Below are 14,753 nucleotides of genomic sequence, written 5' to 3'. Positions count from 1 at the left end.
CTGGCAGGAACTGGACCGCCGGGCCGCCAGGAGACCGCCCAGTGGCAGCACTAGACTCCTTCCATGGCCATCTACATCGACCCGCCATTGTGGCCTGCTCACGGTACGCACTTCTCCCACCTGGTGTCCGATACGTCGCTGGACGAGCTGCACGCGTTCGCTGCCGCAGCGGAAATCCCTGAGCGGGCGTTCGACGGCGACCACTACGACGTGCCGGAGCGCCGCTTCGATGAGCTGGTCGCGGCGGGGGCCGTCCCGGTCGAAGCCAGGCTCCTGGTCCGCAAGCTGATCGCCAGCGGACTGCGGATACCGGCACGCCGGCGGAACAAATCGCTGAAAGTTCCGCTGCTGAACCGCTGGGAAGCCATCATGCCCGGGCACGATGCCCTCTTCCTGGACCTGCTGGACCGCTGGAGCGAACCCCACCGCCACTACCATGGCTGCACCCACCTGCTCTCCGTCCTGGAAGCACTGGACCTGCTTACCGAGCCGGCCGGGGCACCACGGACCGTGCTGCTGGCAGCGTGGTTCCACGACGCCGTGTACCGGGGCACGGCGGGACAGGACGAGGAAGAATCCGCCCGGCTGGCCGAGGACCGGCTCACCGCGGCCGGCCTGCCGGAGGCGGACGTGGCAGAGGTGGTCCGGCTGGTCCTGGTGACATCGGACCACCGGCCCGAACCCGGTGACGACGACGGCGCCCTCCTGAGCGACGCGGACCTGTCCGTCCTGGGCGGGGAACCGGAGGAGTACGCCCGCTACGTCGCGGCCGTCAGGAAGGACTACGCGCACGTCGGTGACGCCGACTTCGCTGCCGGCCGGGCCGCCGTCGTGCGTCACCTGCTGGAACTGGACCCGCTCTTCCGCCACCGCCGCGCCAAGGAACTGTGGCTGGCCGCCGCGCACCGCAACCTGAAAGGCGAACTGGCATGAACGCTCCCCGTTCCACGCCGCGGCACACGCACTCAGCGAACGCCGCGCACCGGCAGCTCCCGTTCGAGGTTCGGCTTGACTGGGGACTGAACGGCGCCAGGACCGTGGCCCCGGGTGCGGACATCGCGGTGGTGGTGGACGTCCTGTCCTTCAGCACCTGCGTCAGCGTGGCGCTGGACCGGAACGCGGAGGTCTTCCCCTTTCCGTGGCGCGATACCCGGGCCGAAGACTTCGCCGCCCACCACCACGCCCAGCTGGCAGGCCCCCGCGACGGCGGTGGGCTGAGCCTCTCTCCGGCAAGCCTGCGCAGCGCAGCAACGCTGGACCGGATTGTCCTGCCATCCCCCAACGGCTCTGAACTGTGCCACGAGCTGGCAGGAGAGGTTCCACTGGTGGCCGCAGTGTGCCTCCGCAACGCCGCGGCCACGGCGGACTGGGTTGCGGCCAACCTTCCCGGCGACGCGGTGGTGGCGGTGGTTGCGGCCGGCGAGCGGTGGCATGACCGTACCCTTCGGGCCGCCGTCGAAGACCAGATCGGGGCCGGGGCTTTCATCGCAGGGCTGGCGGCCGCCGGGAAGGGCGGCTACGAAGCCGGCGACGGCAGGCACGGCTATGCGCCGGAAGCCGTGGCGGCGATGGCCGTTTTCGAAGCCGCCGAGCCGCGGCTGCGCGAGGTGCTGTTACGGTGTTCCAGCGGCCGCGAACTGACAGGTGCCGGCTACACGGAGGACGTGGACATCGCGGCCGAACTGGACGACAGCGGGTCCGTGGCCATCCTGCGGGACGGGGCGTTCCGGCCCCTTCCGCCGGCGCACTGACCCTCAGCGGTAGTTGCTGGCAAACGGCCTGCTCGACGGCACGATCTGCTTGCCCAGCGGCATCAGGGACACCGGGATCAGCTTGAGGTTGGCGATGGCCAGCGGGATGCCCACGATGGTCACCGCCATGGCGAACGCCGTGAGCACATGGCCGATGGCGATCCAGATGCCGGCAACGAGCAGCCAGATCACGTTGCCCAGCAGCGAGAAGACACCGTTGCCGCCGGGCCGGTCAACCACCATCCGGCCGAAGGGCCAGAGCGTGTAGGCAGCGATCCGGAAGGACGCGATGCCCCAGGGGATGGTGACGATCAGCAGGCAGCAGACCACGCCCGCGAGGAAATAGCCCAGGGCAAGCCAGAAGCCGCCAAAAACCAGCCAGATAACGTTCAGAAGTGTCTTCATGCACCCATTCTGCCCCCGGACCTCTGGCAAAAAGGTAGGGGACTCCCCTGATCTTGCCCTGAGCCGGGCGACTACACGGCGGCGGTTGCCTTGGCGGCCTGCACGAAGGCGCGGATCTTCGCCAGGTCCTTCACGCCGCGGGTCGCTTCGACGCCCGAGGAGACGTCCACGCCCCAGGCCTGGGCAGCGGCCGAGGCCTGGCCAACGTTGGCCGCGTCCAGGCCGCCGGCAAGCAGCCAGTCCCGGCCCTGCAGCACCGGCAGCGCCGCCACGGAGGCGTAGTCCCAGGACTCGCCGGAGCCCGGCGCCGCCGCATCGATCAGGAGCAGGTCCTCGCCCCAGTCTTCGAATTCATCCTCGGAGGCACCCATGGTGATGGCCCGGACCAGCTTCATGCCGGCATTATGCACCGTTGCCACGTCCGCCCGGGAACGGTTCCCGTGCAGCTGGATCCATTCAAGGCCCGCCGCCCGGGCAATGGCGACGGCGTCCACCACGGGTTCGTCGCGGAACACGCCAATCGGGCGAACTCCAGCGGGCACCTCCGACAAGAGGGAGGCGGCCTGGGAGGGCGAGACCACCCGGGGGCTGGCGGTGAGCACGAAACCTACGGCGTCGGCCCCTGCTTCCACCGCCGCGCGGACCGATTCGGGCGTACTGAGACCACACACTTTGACGAACATTCCCGGCTCCTTCAGGCTGTTTTCGTGATGACCCCCGGAGGAGATTAGCAGGACGGGACGCAACCTGCGACGCCGGACCCTGAACCTGCCGGGCTTGGGAACTAGGCTGGGCGGATGCAGATCATCCGCTTCGCAGGGCTCAAGGCCGAACCATGGCGCAACGGGGGCGGGGTGACGAGGGAAATCGCGCGCCAGGGCTCGTCCGACGCCGGCTGGGATTGGCGGGTGAGCATCGCGGACGTCACCAAGGCAGGTGACTTCTCCGCGTTCCCCGGCATGGAACGGGTCCTGACCGTGATCGAGGGTGAACTGCTGCTGCTCACGGTGGACGGAGCAGAGCAGCCGTTGGAGAAATACCGTCCCTTCCGGTTCGACGGCGGCGCGGCCACGACAGGGTCACTGCCCACCGGAGACATCCGCGACCTGAACGTCATCACCCGCGCCGCGGCATACAAGGGGTACACCTCCATCATCGAGCTGTCCAAGAAGCGGGCGCATCCGGTGTTCGACGGCCAGCTGGCGGTGCTGCTGCAAGGCCAGGCTGTGGTCAGTGCAGGCGGCAGCGGGCAGGCGGACACCTACCCGGTGGAACTGGGCCGCTACGACGCCGTGGCCGGATCCGACGCCAACAGCCCGGAGATCCTGGGCCGGGGATTCCTGGCAGTGGTGTCGGTCGACCCGCTGGAGACCGCCGGGTAACCCCCCCCGCATGGTGAGGTTGGGCACCATCGGTGGCCGCCCGGCGTCGTGCGTTGCTACGCTAGAATCCAAGGCTCCGCACCAGAGCCTCCGGACGACGGTTCAGTACCCGGCACGCGACAAGACTGGCCAAAGGATCTGGTCATGTCGTGGATAATCCTTCTTCTTTCCGGAGCCCTCGAGGCCGTCTGGGCAGCCGCCCTGCACCGGTCCGCCCAGGTTTCCGGCCTCCGCCGCCTCGCGCCCGCGGCTGTGTTCCTGGTGGCCGTCGCGGCGAGCACCGGCGGCCTCGCGATCGCCATGCAGTCCATCCCCACCGGAACGGCCTACGCCGTCTGGGTGGGGGTCGGAGTCGTACTGACCTCCGCCTACGCCATGGCCACCAGGGTTGAACGCCCGACGGCGGCCCGGCTGGCGCTGCTCACCGGCATCGCCGCGTGCGTGGTCGGCCTGAAGGTGGTGGCGTAACCGTGAAACGCTCAATTCCCTGGCTGGTACTGCTGGCCTCCGCGGTGCTGGAAGCTGTCTGGGCCACCGCCCTGGGCTTGTCCGAGGGCTTCAGCAAGCCCCTCCCCACCGTTGTTTTCGCCGTCACGGCGGCCCTGAGCATGCTGGGCCTGGGCATGGCCATCCGGAGCATTCCGCTTGGCACGGCCTACGCGGTCTGGGTGGGCATCGGTGCTTCGTTGACGGTCGGCTGGGCGATGCTCACGGGCGTGGAGCCCTTCAGCGTCCTGAAGCTGCTGTTCATCGCCGGCATCGTGGGTTGTGCCACCGGCCTGAAGGCGCTTCCCGCGAAGGACCAGGCGGCCGCGCGCAGCAGTGACTAGGCTCTTGCCATGGACTCCCCCGAGATCGCCCAGGCCGTCGAGGCGCTCCGGCGCAGGCTGGCGCCGGAGACGCGCACCATCCTGGGCATCGCGGGCGCGCCGGGATCCGGGAAGTCCACGTTTGCCGCGTGGCTGCAGGAGCAGTTCAGCCCCGGTTCGGCGGTGGTGGTCCCGATGGACGGCTTCCACCTGGGCAACGCGATCATTGAGGGGACGCCGCTGAGGGAGCGCAAAGGCGCCATTGATACGTTCGACGGCGGCGGCTACCTTTCGCTGCTGCGCCGCCTGGCGCGCCGGGACGAGGCCGTAGTGTACGCACCGGAGTTCCGCCGCACCCTGGACGAGCCGGTGGCTGCCTCGATTGCGGTGCCCGCGGACGTCCCGCTGGTCATCACCGAGGGCAACTACCTGCTGGCCGCGCAGGAGCCGTGGAAGGAGGTGCGGGCGCAGCTGGACGAAGTATGGTTCCTCGAAACTCCGCCCGCACTCCGCCTGCAGCGGCTGGTGGACCGGCACGTGTCATTCGGCATGGACCGTGCGGCCGCCCTGGCCTGGGCCACCGGACCCGATGAAGCAAACGCTCGGCTGATCCAGGCCGGCCGGCAGGCGGCCGACCGGATCATCCCCTGGCTGTAAACGACCACCACTCCACACTGCAGGAACCGAATAGGAGCACCCATGGCACACACCCCCACTGACCACGGCCACCCGGTCCAGCTCGGCGACGGCCTGGCCGTCAGCCCCCTGGGCTTCGGCGGCATGGCCCTCACCCCGGTCTACGGCGACGTTGACCCCGCTGAGGCGCTCCGGACGCTGCACCACGCCGTCGATGCCGGTGTCAGCTTCATCGACACCGCGGACATTTACGGCGGAGGCAGCAACGAGGAGCTGATCTCCCAGCTCCTCAAGGAGCGGCGGGCCGAGATCCAGCTGGCCACCAAGTTCGCGCTCGTGGGCACCCCCGCGGACGGCTACACGGACATCCGGGGCGACGCGGAATACGTACGCCAGGCTGTGGACCGCAGCCTGCAGCGGCTGGGCACCGACGTCATCGACCTTTACTACATGCACCGCCGCGACGTCAGGGTCCCCATCGAGGAAACCGTGGGCGCCATGGCGGAGCTGGTGCAGCAGGGCAAGGTAAAGCACCTGGGCCTGTCCGAGGTGACGGCCCAGGAACTCCGGGACGCCTCCGCCGTCCACCCGATCTCCGCAGTCCAGAGCGAGTGGTCCATCTGGAGCCGGGATGTGGAACGCAACGTGGTTCCTGCCGCAGCAGAGCTGGGTGTGGGCTTTGTCCCCTACTCCCCGCTGGGCCGCGGCTTCCTCACCGGCACCGTGGATACGTCAAGCCTGGGCGAGAAAGACTTCCGCCGGAATATCCCGCGCTTCGCCCCCGATGCCGCAAGCGCCAACCAGGCAGTGGTGGACACCGTCCGGTCCGTCGCGGAACAGCTGAACGCCACGCCGGCGCAGGTTGCCTTGGCGTGGCTCTTCGCCCAAGGCAAGCAGCTGGGCCTGCCCGTCGTCCCCATCCCCGGGACCCGGAAGGCGGCCCGGATCGACGAGAACCTTGGCGCCCTGGGCCTGGACCTTACCCCGGCCCACCTGGCCGTCCTTGCCGCGGCGTCGGACGCCGTCGTCGGGTCCCGGTCCGCGAACCCCACCTGGGTGTCCGAAGGGCGCGAATAGCCGGCCGGCCGGATACGGCAAAGGGCGGCTCCCCCGGAGGGAGCCGCCCTTTTGGCCAGGCCGTGGGGATCAGGAGCTGCGTGCCGCGCGGACCAGTTCCGCGCAGCGTTCGCCGATCATCATCGTGGTGATGTTCGGGTTCACGGTGGTCAGCTCGGGCATCACGGACGCATCGGCCACCCGGAGGCCGGTGACGCCCTTGACCCGCAACTGGGGATCCAACGGCGACATGTCGTCGTCGGCCGCTCCCATCCGCACCGTCCCCGCGGGGTGGTACACGGTGTTGTGGGTCTTGCGGATGTAGTCGGCGATCTCCTCGTCGGTCTGGATGGCGTCGCCCGGATACAGCTCGGTGCCTACCCAGTCGGCGAGTGCAGGCTGCGCGGCGATCTCGCGGGCCTTGCGGATTCCCGCGGTCATGACGCGCATGTCGTGGCCGTCCGGGTCGGTGAAGTAGCGCGGATCCACCTTGGGCTTGTCCCGGAAGTCCTTGCTGCGCAGCTTCACCGTGCCGCGGGAGCGGGCGTGGGTGACGTTGGGGGTCAGGCAGAAGCCGTTCTCCGTGGTGGGGAAGCCCTGGCGCAGGGTGTGCATGTCGAACGGAACCGACCCGTAGTGGAACATCAGGTCCGGCCGGTCCAGGCCCTCTTCGGTGGTGGTGAAGATACCGGCCTCCCACCACTGGGTGGACGTCTTGGTCATGGGCTGCTTGGCCTCCCACTGGATGACGCCCTCGGGGTGGTCCTGCAGGTGCTCGCCCACGCCGGGGGAATCAACGCGAACGGGGATGCCGAACTCTTCCAGCTGCGCGGCCGGGCCGATCCCGGACAGCAGAAGCAGCTTGGGCGAATCGATGGCGCCGGTGGAGACGATCACTTCGGACCTTGCGGTGAGCTGGTGTGTTTTGGCGAAGGCGTTGTCCACCACGGCCACGCCGGTGCAGCGGTTGGTCCCGTCAAAGGTCAGTTCCTTGGCGCGCAGACCGGTCAGCAGGGTGAAGTTCTTCCGGTCCATGATCGGGTGGATGTAGGACACCGAGCTGGAGGACCGGGTGCCGTCCGCGCGGCGGTTGATCTGGAAGAAGCCCGCGCCGTTGATCACGGTGTCGCCGGTGTTGAAGTGTGCCTTGGGGATGCCCGCCTGTTCGCAGGCTTCCAGCATGGCGCGGCCGGTGGGGTCCGTGGCCGGAACGTTCATGAGGTGGACGGGGCCGCTGTCGCCGTGGTGCGGCGCGTCCGGGCCGGCGTCCTCGTTGGTTTCCAGCTGCTTGTACAGCCGGTAGGCCGTCTCGGAGTTCCAGCCGGCGGCGCCGAACTTCTTCTCCCACTCGTCAATGTCTTCCCGGGGCGCCCAGAACGCAATGCAGGAGTTGTGGCTGGAACACCCGCCCATCACCTTGGCGCGGGCATGCCGCATGAAGGAGTTGCCGTTCTCCTGCTCCTCGATGGGGTAGTCCCAGTCGTAGCCGGATTCCAGCAGCTCCATCCAGCGGTCCAGCTGCAGGATCTCGGGAATGTTGCGGTCATCCGGGCCGGCTTCCACCAGGGCAACGTCCACCGACGGGTCCTCGCTCAGGCGGGATGCCACGGCGGCGCCGGCGGAACCGCCGCCGATCACGATGTAGTCGAACTCTGTCTTTGCTTCGCTTGCCATGTGTCCTACTTCCCCTCTGCAGCGGCGGCATGGTCGCTGAACCAGCCGGTGACCTGCGGATCGATGTTCTGGTAGACGTGCTTGGCTTCCTGGTATTCGGCCAGGCCAGTGGGGCCCAGTTCGCGGCCCACGCCCGACTGGCCGAAGCCGCCCCACTCCGCCTGCGGCAGGTAGGGGTGGAAATCGTTGATCCAGATGGTTCCGTGGCGCAGCGCCCGGGCAACCCGCTGGGCCTTCCCGGCATCCTGGGACCAGACGGCACCGGCCAGGCCGTAGTGGGTGTCGTTGCCGATCTTGATGGCCTCCGCCTCGGTGGTGAAGGTTTCCACCGTGACCACCGGCCCGAACGCCTCGTCAACCACCACGGACATGCCGCTCTTGACCTGGTCCAGGACGGTGGGCAGGTAGTAGAAGCCCTTTTCGAGCTCCCCGCCGCCCCAGGCGCCGCCGCACCGGAGCCGGGCGCCTTCGGCGATGCCCTTCTCCACGTAGGCGGTGACCTTGTCCCGGTGCGCGGCAGAGATCAGCGGGCCGGTCTCGGCGTCGGGATCGAACGGACCACCCAGCCGGATCTTTTCGGCCCGGCGGACCAGTTCGGCCACGAACTTCTCCGCAATGGACTCCTCAACCACCAGGCGTGCACCGGCGGAGCAGACCTGCCCGGAGTGCACGAACGCGGCGTTGAGCGCGTTGTCCAGGGCGGCGTCGAAGTCGGCGTCCGCGAAGATGATGTTCGGGTTCTTGCCGCCCAGTTCCAGCGCCACCTTCTTGACGGTGGCGGCTGCCGAGGCCGCGATGGCTTTCCCGGTCTCCAGGCCGCCGGTGAAGGAGACCAGGTCAACCTCAGGGTGGCCGGAGAGGACGGGCCCCACGATCTTGCCGTCGCCCAGGACAAGGTTCGCGACGCCGGCGGGCAGGCCCAGTTCCTGCAGGACTTCCATCATCAGGATGGAGGTGTGCGGCGTCAGTTCGCTGGGTTTGAGGACGAAGCTGCAGCCGGCGGCCAGGGCGGGCGCAATTTTCCAGGCGGCCTGGAGCAGCGGGTAGTTCCACGGCGCGATCAGCGAGCACACGCCCACGGGCTCGTATTCGATCCGGCTGACCACGGTGCGGCTGCCCGCGTCCACCACCCGTCCGGAGTCCTGGCCGGCCAGCTTGCCGAAGTACTCAAAGCAGTTGGCGATGTCGTCCATATCGATTTCGCTTTCCACCAGTCGCTTGCCGGTGTCCAGCGTCTCGGCGCGGGCGAAGTCATCCTTCCGTTCCCGCAGCCTGGCGGCGACCCCCAGCAGGAACGAGCCCCGCTCCAGTGCCGAGGTGCCTGCCCATTCCCCGGCGTCGAACGCCGTCCTGGCCGCGTGCACGGCGCGCTCGGCGTCCCCTGCTGTTGCTTCCGCAACGGTCCCGACCAGCTGCCCGTCCGCGGGGCAGTGGATGTCCCGGGTGCCGCCGTCGGACGCTGCAACCCAACTGCCGCCGATGAAAAGCGTTGACGTGCTCACTTAGTTTCCTCCTGCATGTCGAAGTCGGATTCCCAATTGTCTTTTGCCACCTGATCCTCCACGAGGAGGGTGATTCCGGGCGCTGCACGGTTCAGGTGCAGGAATTCGAGGTGCTGTTCGTAGTGGTCCAGGACATCCGTGATGACCTGTTCCCTGGTGTAGCCCATGAGGTCGTAGCCGTGGCTTCCCTCCTGTGCGAACACTTCCATCCGGTAGTAGTGGTCATCCGGATCCGCCCGGCGGGTGGCGTAGCTGGGGGTCTCGTACCGGACCGGGTAGATCTGGTATTTGAACGCCCGTTCCTCCCCCATGGCCAGCTGCAGGTCGATGCTCGGAATCCCGCAGGCCTCCACCGTGGTGATGGCCAGGGTTGTTTCGGCGCCCTGCTCGCGCAGCTCCGCTTCCACTTCCTCCAGCGCCGGAATGGCCACGGTTTCGGCGAACCGGATGGTCTGCTTGCGGCCGGGATAGTTCATGGCCCGGACCAGCCGCTGCCGCCAGGTCCGGCCGGCACGCTGGTCCGCCGCCCGGCCGGTAATGATGCCGGGCAGGCTCGCCCGGTAGCTGTCGTTGAGCGAGTTCTCCACGCGGAGGGCCTTGTACAGGCCCAGCATGATCAGCACCAGCAGCAGGGACAGCGGCAGCCCCATGACGATCGTGGCGTTCTGCAGCGTGGTCACGCCGCCAACGGTCAGCATGGCCAGGGTCAGCAAGCCGGTGGCCACGGCCCAGAACACGCGCATCCACTCGGGACCGTCCGAGTCCGCGTCCTTCAGGTGCGAGGTGAAGTTGGACATGACCAGCGCGCCGGAATCGGCGGAGGTCACATAGAACAGCAGGCCCGTGAACGTGGCCACGGCGGCGGTAACCGGCACGGCCGGAAACTGCTCCAGCAGGCTGTAGAAGCCGCGCTCCGGGTGGCTCATGGCCGCCTCGCCGAACGCTGCGTTGCCGTTCATGATCAGGTCGAGGCTGGAGTTTCCGAAGATGGAGATCCACAACACGATGAAGATGAACGGAACGGTCATGGTGCCCAGGACGAACTGCCTGATGGTGCGGCCACGGGAGATCCGGGCCAGGAACAAGCCAACGAACGGGGCCCAGGCGATCCACCACGCCCAAAAGAACAGGGTCCAGGCGTTCATCCAGTCGGTGGGACGGTCATAGGCGAAGGTATCCAAAGTCATGCCCGGGAATCGGCTCATGACGTCGCCGACGTTCTGGACGATCCCGTCCAGCAGGAAGCTGGTCTTCCCGGTTACCAGCACGAACAGCATCAGCGCCACCGCCAGGATGACGTTCAGTTCCGAGAGCCGCCGGATGCCCTTTTCGACGCCGGACACCACGGAGACCGTTGCCATCACCACGGACAGCACGATCAGCCCGATCTGCACGGCCAGGTTCTCCGGAATGCCGAACATGAAGTTCAGCCCGTAGTTCAACTGGACGACGCCGATGCCCAGGGATGTGGCGATGCCGAAGATGGTGCCGAGCAGGGCGGCGATATCCACCGCGTGCCCCATGGGCCCCTCGATCTTCTTGCCGAAGATGGGGTAGAGCGCGGAGCGGATGCTCAGCGGCAGGTTGTGGCGGTAGGAGAAGTAGCCCAGGGCGAGCCCCATCAGGGCGTACAGGGCCCAGCCGGTGATGCCGTAGTGGAACAGCGTCCACACCAGCGCCTGGCGGGCGGCTTCCGCGGTACCCCCTTCGCCCTGCGGCGGGGCAAGGTACTGGCTGACGGGTTCGGACACGGAAAAGAACATCAGGTCGATGCCGATGCCTGCCGCGAACAGCATGGCCGCCCAGGTGAACATCCCGAACTGTGGCTTGGAGTGGTCCGGCCCGAGCTTGGTCTTGCCCACCCGGGACAGCGCGGCGACCAGGACGAAGATGACCACGGCGGTGACGATCAGGAAGTAGTACCAGCCCATGTTGGTGGACACCCAGCCCACCATGGACCCGATGACGGCGTCGGCGTTGTCCTTGGCAAGAATCGCCCAGAGCGCGATGCCCACCACGCCGATGGCGGAGCCGAGGAAGACAGTTTTGTTGACCCGGGTCCTGGCCTCCGGGCTGCCTGTTCCGGCCACCGCCGGCGGCTTCTGTTCCGATGTTTCACGCCCCGCGGTGCCCACGGGGGGTGCTGCTTTTTGGCTCATTGGATCCCATTTCAGTTTTGAGGCTGCGGTCCGGACGCCGGTTCCACGTGCTTGGTACTGACTGGGGAAAAGCACTCAGCCGGCGTCGCAAAGAGTCTGGCTTGACTTCCGACGCTAACAACCGGAACTGCAGAAGGCCCACTTTTATGAATCTCCTCACGGCGGATGCAGCCGCAGGTCACACCGGGATTTGGGTCCGGCAAGGGCGGGAAGAAAGCGGTCCGCAGCCGTGTTGCACGCAGTGGGTACCGGTCAGCCGGCCGTACCACGCCCATGCCCATGCCCATGCCCATGCCAAGGAGCCTCATGCCTGCCATCGTCCACTTCGAAGTCCGGATCGACCCCGCCCGCCGCGACGACGCCGCAAAGTACTTGTCCGAAACGCTCGCGGCCACCCGCGCGTGGCCTGGTAACCAGGGCATCGAGGCGCTGGTGGATGACGCGGACCCCTGCCACATCCTGGTCGTGGAAACCTGGGCCACCACGCAGGACCACGACGACTACGCCGCCTGGCGCACTACACCCGAAGGAAAAAACGCGCTGCACGAAATCCTGGCCGGCCCGCCGTCCAAGCAGGTCTACTCCACTGCCTTGCCGCTGGGCCTGTAGCCCGTCCCTAGACTGAAGCCATGGACTCACTTCTCTACGACCTGCCGGCCATCACCATCCGCAGCATCTCCGTCAGCGCAATGGACAACAACGTGTACCTGCTGACCGCCAAGGAAAGCGGCGCGCAGCTGCTCATTGACGCCGCTGACGACCTTCCGGCCATCCGGCAGTTGCTCGCGGACGGCGCCGCGGACACAGCCGCGGCTCCGCGGCTGGCCCTGATCGCCACCACGCACCAGCACTGGGACCACGTGCGGGCGCTGAAGGAACTGGTGGACGCCACCGGGGCCAGGACAGCGGCGGGAGCGGACGACGCCGATGCGTTGCCGGTTCCGGTGGACGTCCGGCTAAGCCACGGGGACGTCGGGAATTTCGACGGCTTCGACGTCACCGCCGTGCACCTGCGCGGCCACACGCCGGGCTCGATCGCCTTTGTGTACCAGGACCCGGAAGGACCGGCGCACATCTTCTCAGGCGACTCGCTGTTCCCCGGCGGGGTGGGCAACACGAAGAAGGACCCGGAACGGTTCGCCCAGCTCCTGTCCGACGTCACGGAGCGGTTGTTCGACGCCTACCCGGACTCCGCCGTCGTGCACCCCGGCCACGGCAAGCGGACGACGCTTGGTGCCGAACGTCCGCACTTGGACGAATGGCGTGCCCGCGGCTGGTAAAACCAGGCGGCTATTTGGGTTAAAACACAGCGGTGGTTGAGCCTGTCGGAACCGACAAGCTCAACCACCGCTGTACTTTAAGGAGCGCTTCTAGCGGCCGCGGCGCTCGTTCGACGCCGGAGCCGATGCGCGGCGGGGGCCGCTGCGGGCGGGACGGCCCGAGCCGCCGTTGCCACCGCTGCCGGAGCCGTAGGATCCGCCTGAGGTTCCGCCGGTGTTGGAGGACCAGACGGCCTTGCTGCCGCCGGTGCCTGAAGAACGCTGGCCGGAGGCACCTGCCGCTGCACGCTGGCCGGTTGCCGGGCGCCCGCTGCGCTGGCCCCCGCCGGACGCGGGGCGTCCGCCTGAGGCCGGGCGGCCGGAGCCGCCGCGCGGGGCATCGCTGCGGGTGATCCGGGAATCGCCCCGGCCCTCCGCTGCACGGCCGTCGGAACCGCGGCCGGCCGATGAGCGGCCACCTGCTGCGGGGACGTCGTTGCGGTGGGTTGAGGCGGTCCCGCGGCCGCGGGCATTACGGCGGGCAGCCGCAGCTGCAACTGCGCGGTCCTCGTTCTGCTCTGCGTTGCGGTCGAAGGCGGCGCGGGCTTCGGTCCGGCCTTCGAAGGCTGCTGCGCGGCGCTCAGCACGGGGGGCGTCGCTGCGGGCGGGCTCGGCCGAAACCTTGCCACGTCCACCGCGGCCACCACGGCCACCGGCACTCGGGGCAGCCTGGCGGCGTGCACGCTTGCGCTCGGCGTTGGCACCGGTGGAGGTTCCGGCGCCCTGCTTGGGGGCCTTGGCCGCCAGCAGTGCGGCGCGGGTGCGGGGATCGACCTTTTCGGCGATATCGCCAACAAGCTCGGCCACGATCGGCGAGCTGGCGGTGACGCGCTCGAAGCTGACGTCCACGCCGGCGGCCTTCATGAGCTTCTTCACGTCGGACTGCTGCTCCGGCAGGGTCAGCGTGACCACAGTGCCGTCGGAGCCGGCGCGCGCGGTGCGGCCGGAACGGTGCAGGTACGCCTTGTGCTCGGTGGGCGGATCCACGTGGATGACCAGTTCGACGTCGTCGACGTGCACACCGCGGGCGGCGACGTCGGTGGCCACCAGGACGCGGACGTCGCCGTTGGAGAACTCGGCGAGGTTGCGGTCACGGGCATTCTGCGACAGGTTGCCGTGCAGGTCCACGGCGGGGATCCCGGCGTCGGTAAGGGTCTTGGCCAGCTTGCGGGCGTGGTGCTTGGTCCGCATGAACAGGACGCGGCGGCCGGCACCCGAGGCGAGCTCCACGATCAGCTGCTTCTTGACGGTCTGGTCGTTGACCACCAGCACGTGGTGCTCCATGGTGGTCACGGCCGCCTGGGGGTCGTCCACCGAGTGGGTGAGCGGGTTGGACAGGTAGCGCTGGACGATCTTGTCCACGCCGTTGTCCAGGGTGGCGGAGAAGAGCAGGCGCTGGCCCTGGCTGGGGGTCATGTCCATGAGCTTCTTGACCACGGGCAGGAAGCCGAGGTCGGCCATGTGGTCGGCCTCGTCCAGGACCGTGATCTCCACGCCTTCGAGGGTGAGGATGCGCTGGCGGATCAGGTCCTCCAGGCGGCCGGGGCAGGCGATGACGATGTCGACCCCGGCGCGCAGCGCCTTCTCCTGCCGGGCCTGGGAGATGCCGCCGTAGATCACGGTGGTGTTCAAACCGGCGGCCTTGGCCAGCGGCTCGATGGTGGCGTTGATCTGGGTCGCCAGTTCACGGGTGGGTGCCAGGACCAGGCCCATGGGGCGGCCGGGCTTGCGGAAGTACTTGGCTTCCCGCTCAGCGAGTCTTGCTACAAGCGGGATAGCGAAAGCAATGGTTTTACCGGATCCGGTCCGGCCACGGCCAAGGACGTCACGGCCGGACAAGGTGTCCGGGAGGGTCTTCACCTGGATGGGGAACGGTTCAACGATTCCCTGCGCGGTGAGGGTGTCTGCAAGGGCCTTGGGAGTACCGAGGGCAGCAAAAGTAGTCATGTAGTTTTTTACGGTCTTTCTGGCGGTATCCGGGCGGATATCGGCCCCCGGTGCCGGTTGGCCCAGGGGTTTCGCCGAAGAAAAGTCAGGTGATCAACCGGGCGCTGCACATA

15 protein-coding genes and 1 riboswitch are annotated in these 14,753 nt (G+C 68.0%); of the genes, 9 read left to right on the top strand and 6 right to left on the bottom strand.

Annotated elements, in window-relative coordinates; translation table 11 throughout:
• Positions 1-63 precede the first annotated feature (63 nt).
• Together DC347_RS11850 and DC347_RS11845 are read left to right on the top strand one after the other, a co-directional pair.
• Positions 64-933 (top strand): DUF4031 domain-containing protein, encoded by an 870-nt coding sequence (locus tag DC347_RS11850; protein ID WP_109045577.1) that lies wholly within the window; start codon positions 64-66, stop codon positions 931-933.
• Positions 930-1,751, top strand: coding sequence for a 2-phosphosulfolactate phosphatase (locus tag DC347_RS11845; protein WP_109045576.1), 822 nt, complete (start codon positions 930-932; stop codon positions 1,749-1,751). The genes DC347_RS11850 and DC347_RS11845 overlap by 4 nt, the downstream gene beginning before the upstream one ends.
• 3 nt (positions 1,752-1,754) lie before the next feature.
• On the opposite strand, the gene DC347_RS11840 is transcribed toward DC347_RS11845, so the two are convergent.
• Entirely contained in the window at positions 1,755-2,156 is a 402-nt protein-coding gene (locus DC347_RS11840; protein WP_018760819.1) for a YccF domain-containing protein, read from the bottom strand.
• A gap of 71 nt (positions 2,157-2,227) precedes the next feature.
• Positions 2,228-2,839, bottom strand: coding sequence for a phosphoribosylanthranilate isomerase (locus tag DC347_RS11835; protein WP_109045575.1), 612 nt, complete (start codon positions 2,837-2,839; stop codon positions 2,228-2,230).
• Between the two features lie 114 nt (positions 2,840-2,953).
• Here DC347_RS11835 and DC347_RS11830 point away from each other — a divergent pair, with 114 nt between their 5' ends.
• The 5 genes from DC347_RS11830 to DC347_RS11810 all read left to right on the top strand — a co-directional run bounded on the left by DC347_RS11830 (position 2,954) and on the right by DC347_RS11810 (position 6,060).
• Entirely contained in the window at positions 2,954-3,538 is a 585-nt protein-coding gene (locus DC347_RS11830; protein ID WP_109045574.1) for a HutD family protein, read from the top strand.
• Positions 3,539-3,606: 68 nt separating this feature from the next.
• A riboswitch (guanidine-III (ykkC-III) riboswitch) is annotated at positions 3,607-3,672 on the top strand.
• Positions 3,673-3,682: 10 nt separating this feature from the next.
• Positions 3,683-4,006, top strand: coding sequence for a multidrug efflux SMR transporter (locus DC347_RS11825; RefSeq protein WP_109045573.1), 324 nt, complete (start codon positions 3,683-3,685; stop codon positions 4,004-4,006).
• 2 nt (positions 4,007-4,008) lie between these two features.
• Positions 4,009-4,368, top strand: a complete 360-nt coding sequence (locus DC347_RS11820; RefSeq protein WP_109045572.1) for a multidrug efflux SMR transporter — start codon at positions 4,009-4,011, stop codon at positions 4,366-4,368.
• 9 nt (positions 4,369-4,377) lie between these two features.
• Positions 4,378-5,004 (top strand): nucleoside/nucleotide kinase family protein, encoded by a 627-nt coding sequence (locus tag DC347_RS11815; protein ID WP_109045571.1) that lies wholly within the window; start codon positions 4,378-4,380, stop codon positions 5,002-5,004.
• 42 nt (positions 5,005-5,046) lie between these two features.
• Positions 5,047-6,060 carry an aldo/keto reductase gene (locus DC347_RS11810; protein ID WP_018760813.1) on the top strand — a complete coding sequence of 338 codons (1,014 nt, stop codon included), beginning with the start codon at positions 5,047-5,049 and terminating at the stop codon, positions 6,058-6,060.
• A gap of 69 nt (positions 6,061-6,129) precedes the next feature.
• Here the strand turns inward: DC347_RS11810 and DC347_RS11805 are convergent, their stop codons facing one another.
• Genes DC347_RS11805 through betT form a run of 3 tightly spaced genes read right to left on the bottom strand, consistent with a single transcriptional unit; the run spans position 6,130 to position 11,374 of the window.
• Complete coding sequence (locus DC347_RS11805) at positions 6,130-7,713, bottom strand: GMC family oxidoreductase (RefSeq protein WP_109045570.1); 1,584 nt, start codon at positions 7,711-7,713, stop codon at positions 6,130-6,132.
• A gap of 5 nt (positions 7,714-7,718) precedes the next feature.
• Positions 7,719-9,215 (bottom strand): aldehyde dehydrogenase family protein, encoded by a 1,497-nt coding sequence (locus DC347_RS11800; RefSeq protein WP_109045569.1) that lies wholly within the window; start codon positions 9,213-9,215, stop codon positions 7,719-7,721.
• A complete protein-coding gene (gene betT / locus DC347_RS11795; RefSeq protein ID WP_109045568.1) occupies positions 9,212-11,374 on the bottom strand; it encodes a choline BCCT transporter BetT in 2,163 nt (720 codons plus the stop codon). Before betT ends, DC347_RS11800 begins: the two co-directional genes overlap by 4 nt.
• A 306-nt stretch (positions 11,375-11,680) precedes the next feature.
• On the opposite strand from betT, the gene DC347_RS11790 reads away from it, so the two are divergent.
• Together DC347_RS11790 and DC347_RS11785 are read left to right on the top strand one after the other, a co-directional pair.
• Entirely contained in the window at positions 11,681-11,983 is a 303-nt protein-coding gene (locus DC347_RS11790; protein WP_109045567.1) for a putative quinol monooxygenase, read from the top strand.
• Positions 11,984-12,003: 20 nt separating this feature from the next.
• Positions 12,004-12,654: an MBL fold metallo-hydrolase gene (locus DC347_RS11785; RefSeq protein ID WP_109045566.1), complete on the top strand. Its 651-nt coding sequence runs from the start codon at positions 12,004-12,006 to the stop codon at positions 12,652-12,654.
• Positions 12,655-12,744: 90 nt separating this feature from the next.
• Here DC347_RS11785 and DC347_RS11780 read toward each other — a convergent pair whose 3' ends face one another.
• Complete coding sequence (locus tag DC347_RS11780; protein ID WP_109045565.1) at positions 12,745-14,640, bottom strand: DEAD/DEAH box helicase; 1,896 nt, start codon at positions 14,638-14,640, stop codon at positions 12,745-12,747.
• Positions 14,641-14,753: the final 113 nt, after the last annotated feature.

It is taken from the genome of Pseudarthrobacter sp. AG30, from assembly GCF_003116525.1.
Taxonomy (GTDB): Bacteria; Actinomycetota; Actinomycetes; order Actinomycetales; family Micrococcaceae; genus Arthrobacter.
Note: the sequence above shows the minus strand (reverse complement) of the source record. Positions and strands in the feature narration are given on the sequence as shown.

What these genes read in the sequence shown, in the direction of transcription:
- DC347_RS11790 (WP_109045567.1), top strand. Translation starts at nt 11,681, where the DNA reads ATGCCTGCCATCGTCCACTTCGAAGTCCGGATCGACCCCGCCCGCCGC.
- DC347_RS11785 (WP_109045566.1), top strand. Translation starts at nt 12,004, where the DNA reads ATGGACTCACTTCTCTACGACCTGCCGGCCATCACCATCCGCAGCATC.
- DC347_RS11780 (WP_109045565.1), bottom strand. Translation starts at nt 14,640, where the DNA reads ATGACTACTTTTGCTGCCCTCGGTACTCCCAAGGCCCTTGCAGACACC.
- DC347_RS11845 (WP_109045576.1), top strand. Translation starts at nt 930, where the DNA reads ATGAACGCTCCCCGTTCCACGCCGCGGCACACGCACTCAGCGAACGCC.
- DC347_RS11815 (WP_109045571.1), top strand. Translation starts at nt 4,378, where the DNA reads ATGGACTCCCCCGAGATCGCCCAGGCCGTCGAGGCGCTCCGGCGCAGG.
- DC347_RS11850 (WP_109045577.1), top strand. Translation starts at nt 64, where the DNA reads ATGGCCATCTACATCGACCCGCCATTGTGGCCTGCTCACGGTACGCAC.
- DC347_RS11835 (WP_109045575.1), bottom strand. Translation starts at nt 2,839, where the DNA reads ATGTTCGTCAAAGTGTGTGGTCTCAGTACGCCCGAATCGGTCCGCGCG.
- DC347_RS11810 (WP_018760813.1), top strand. Translation starts at nt 5,047, where the DNA reads ATGGCACACACCCCCACTGACCACGGCCACCCGGTCCAGCTCGGCGAC.
- DC347_RS11830 (WP_109045574.1), top strand. Translation starts at nt 2,954, where the DNA reads ATGCAGATCATCCGCTTCGCAGGGCTCAAGGCCGAACCATGGCGCAAC.
- DC347_RS11805 (WP_109045570.1), bottom strand. Translation starts at nt 7,713, where the DNA reads ATGGCAAGCGAAGCAAAGACAGAGTTCGACTACATCGTGATCGGCGGC.
- betT (WP_109045568.1), bottom strand. Translation starts at nt 11,374, where the DNA reads ATGAGCCAAAAAGCAGCACCCCCCGTGGGCACCGCGGGGCGTGAAACA.
- DC347_RS11825 (WP_109045573.1), top strand. Translation starts at nt 3,683, where the DNA reads ATGTCGTGGATAATCCTTCTTCTTTCCGGAGCCCTCGAGGCCGTCTGG.
- DC347_RS11840 (WP_018760819.1), bottom strand. Translation starts at nt 2,156, where the DNA reads ATGAAGACACTTCTGAACGTTATCTGGCTGGTTTTTGGCGGCTTCTGG.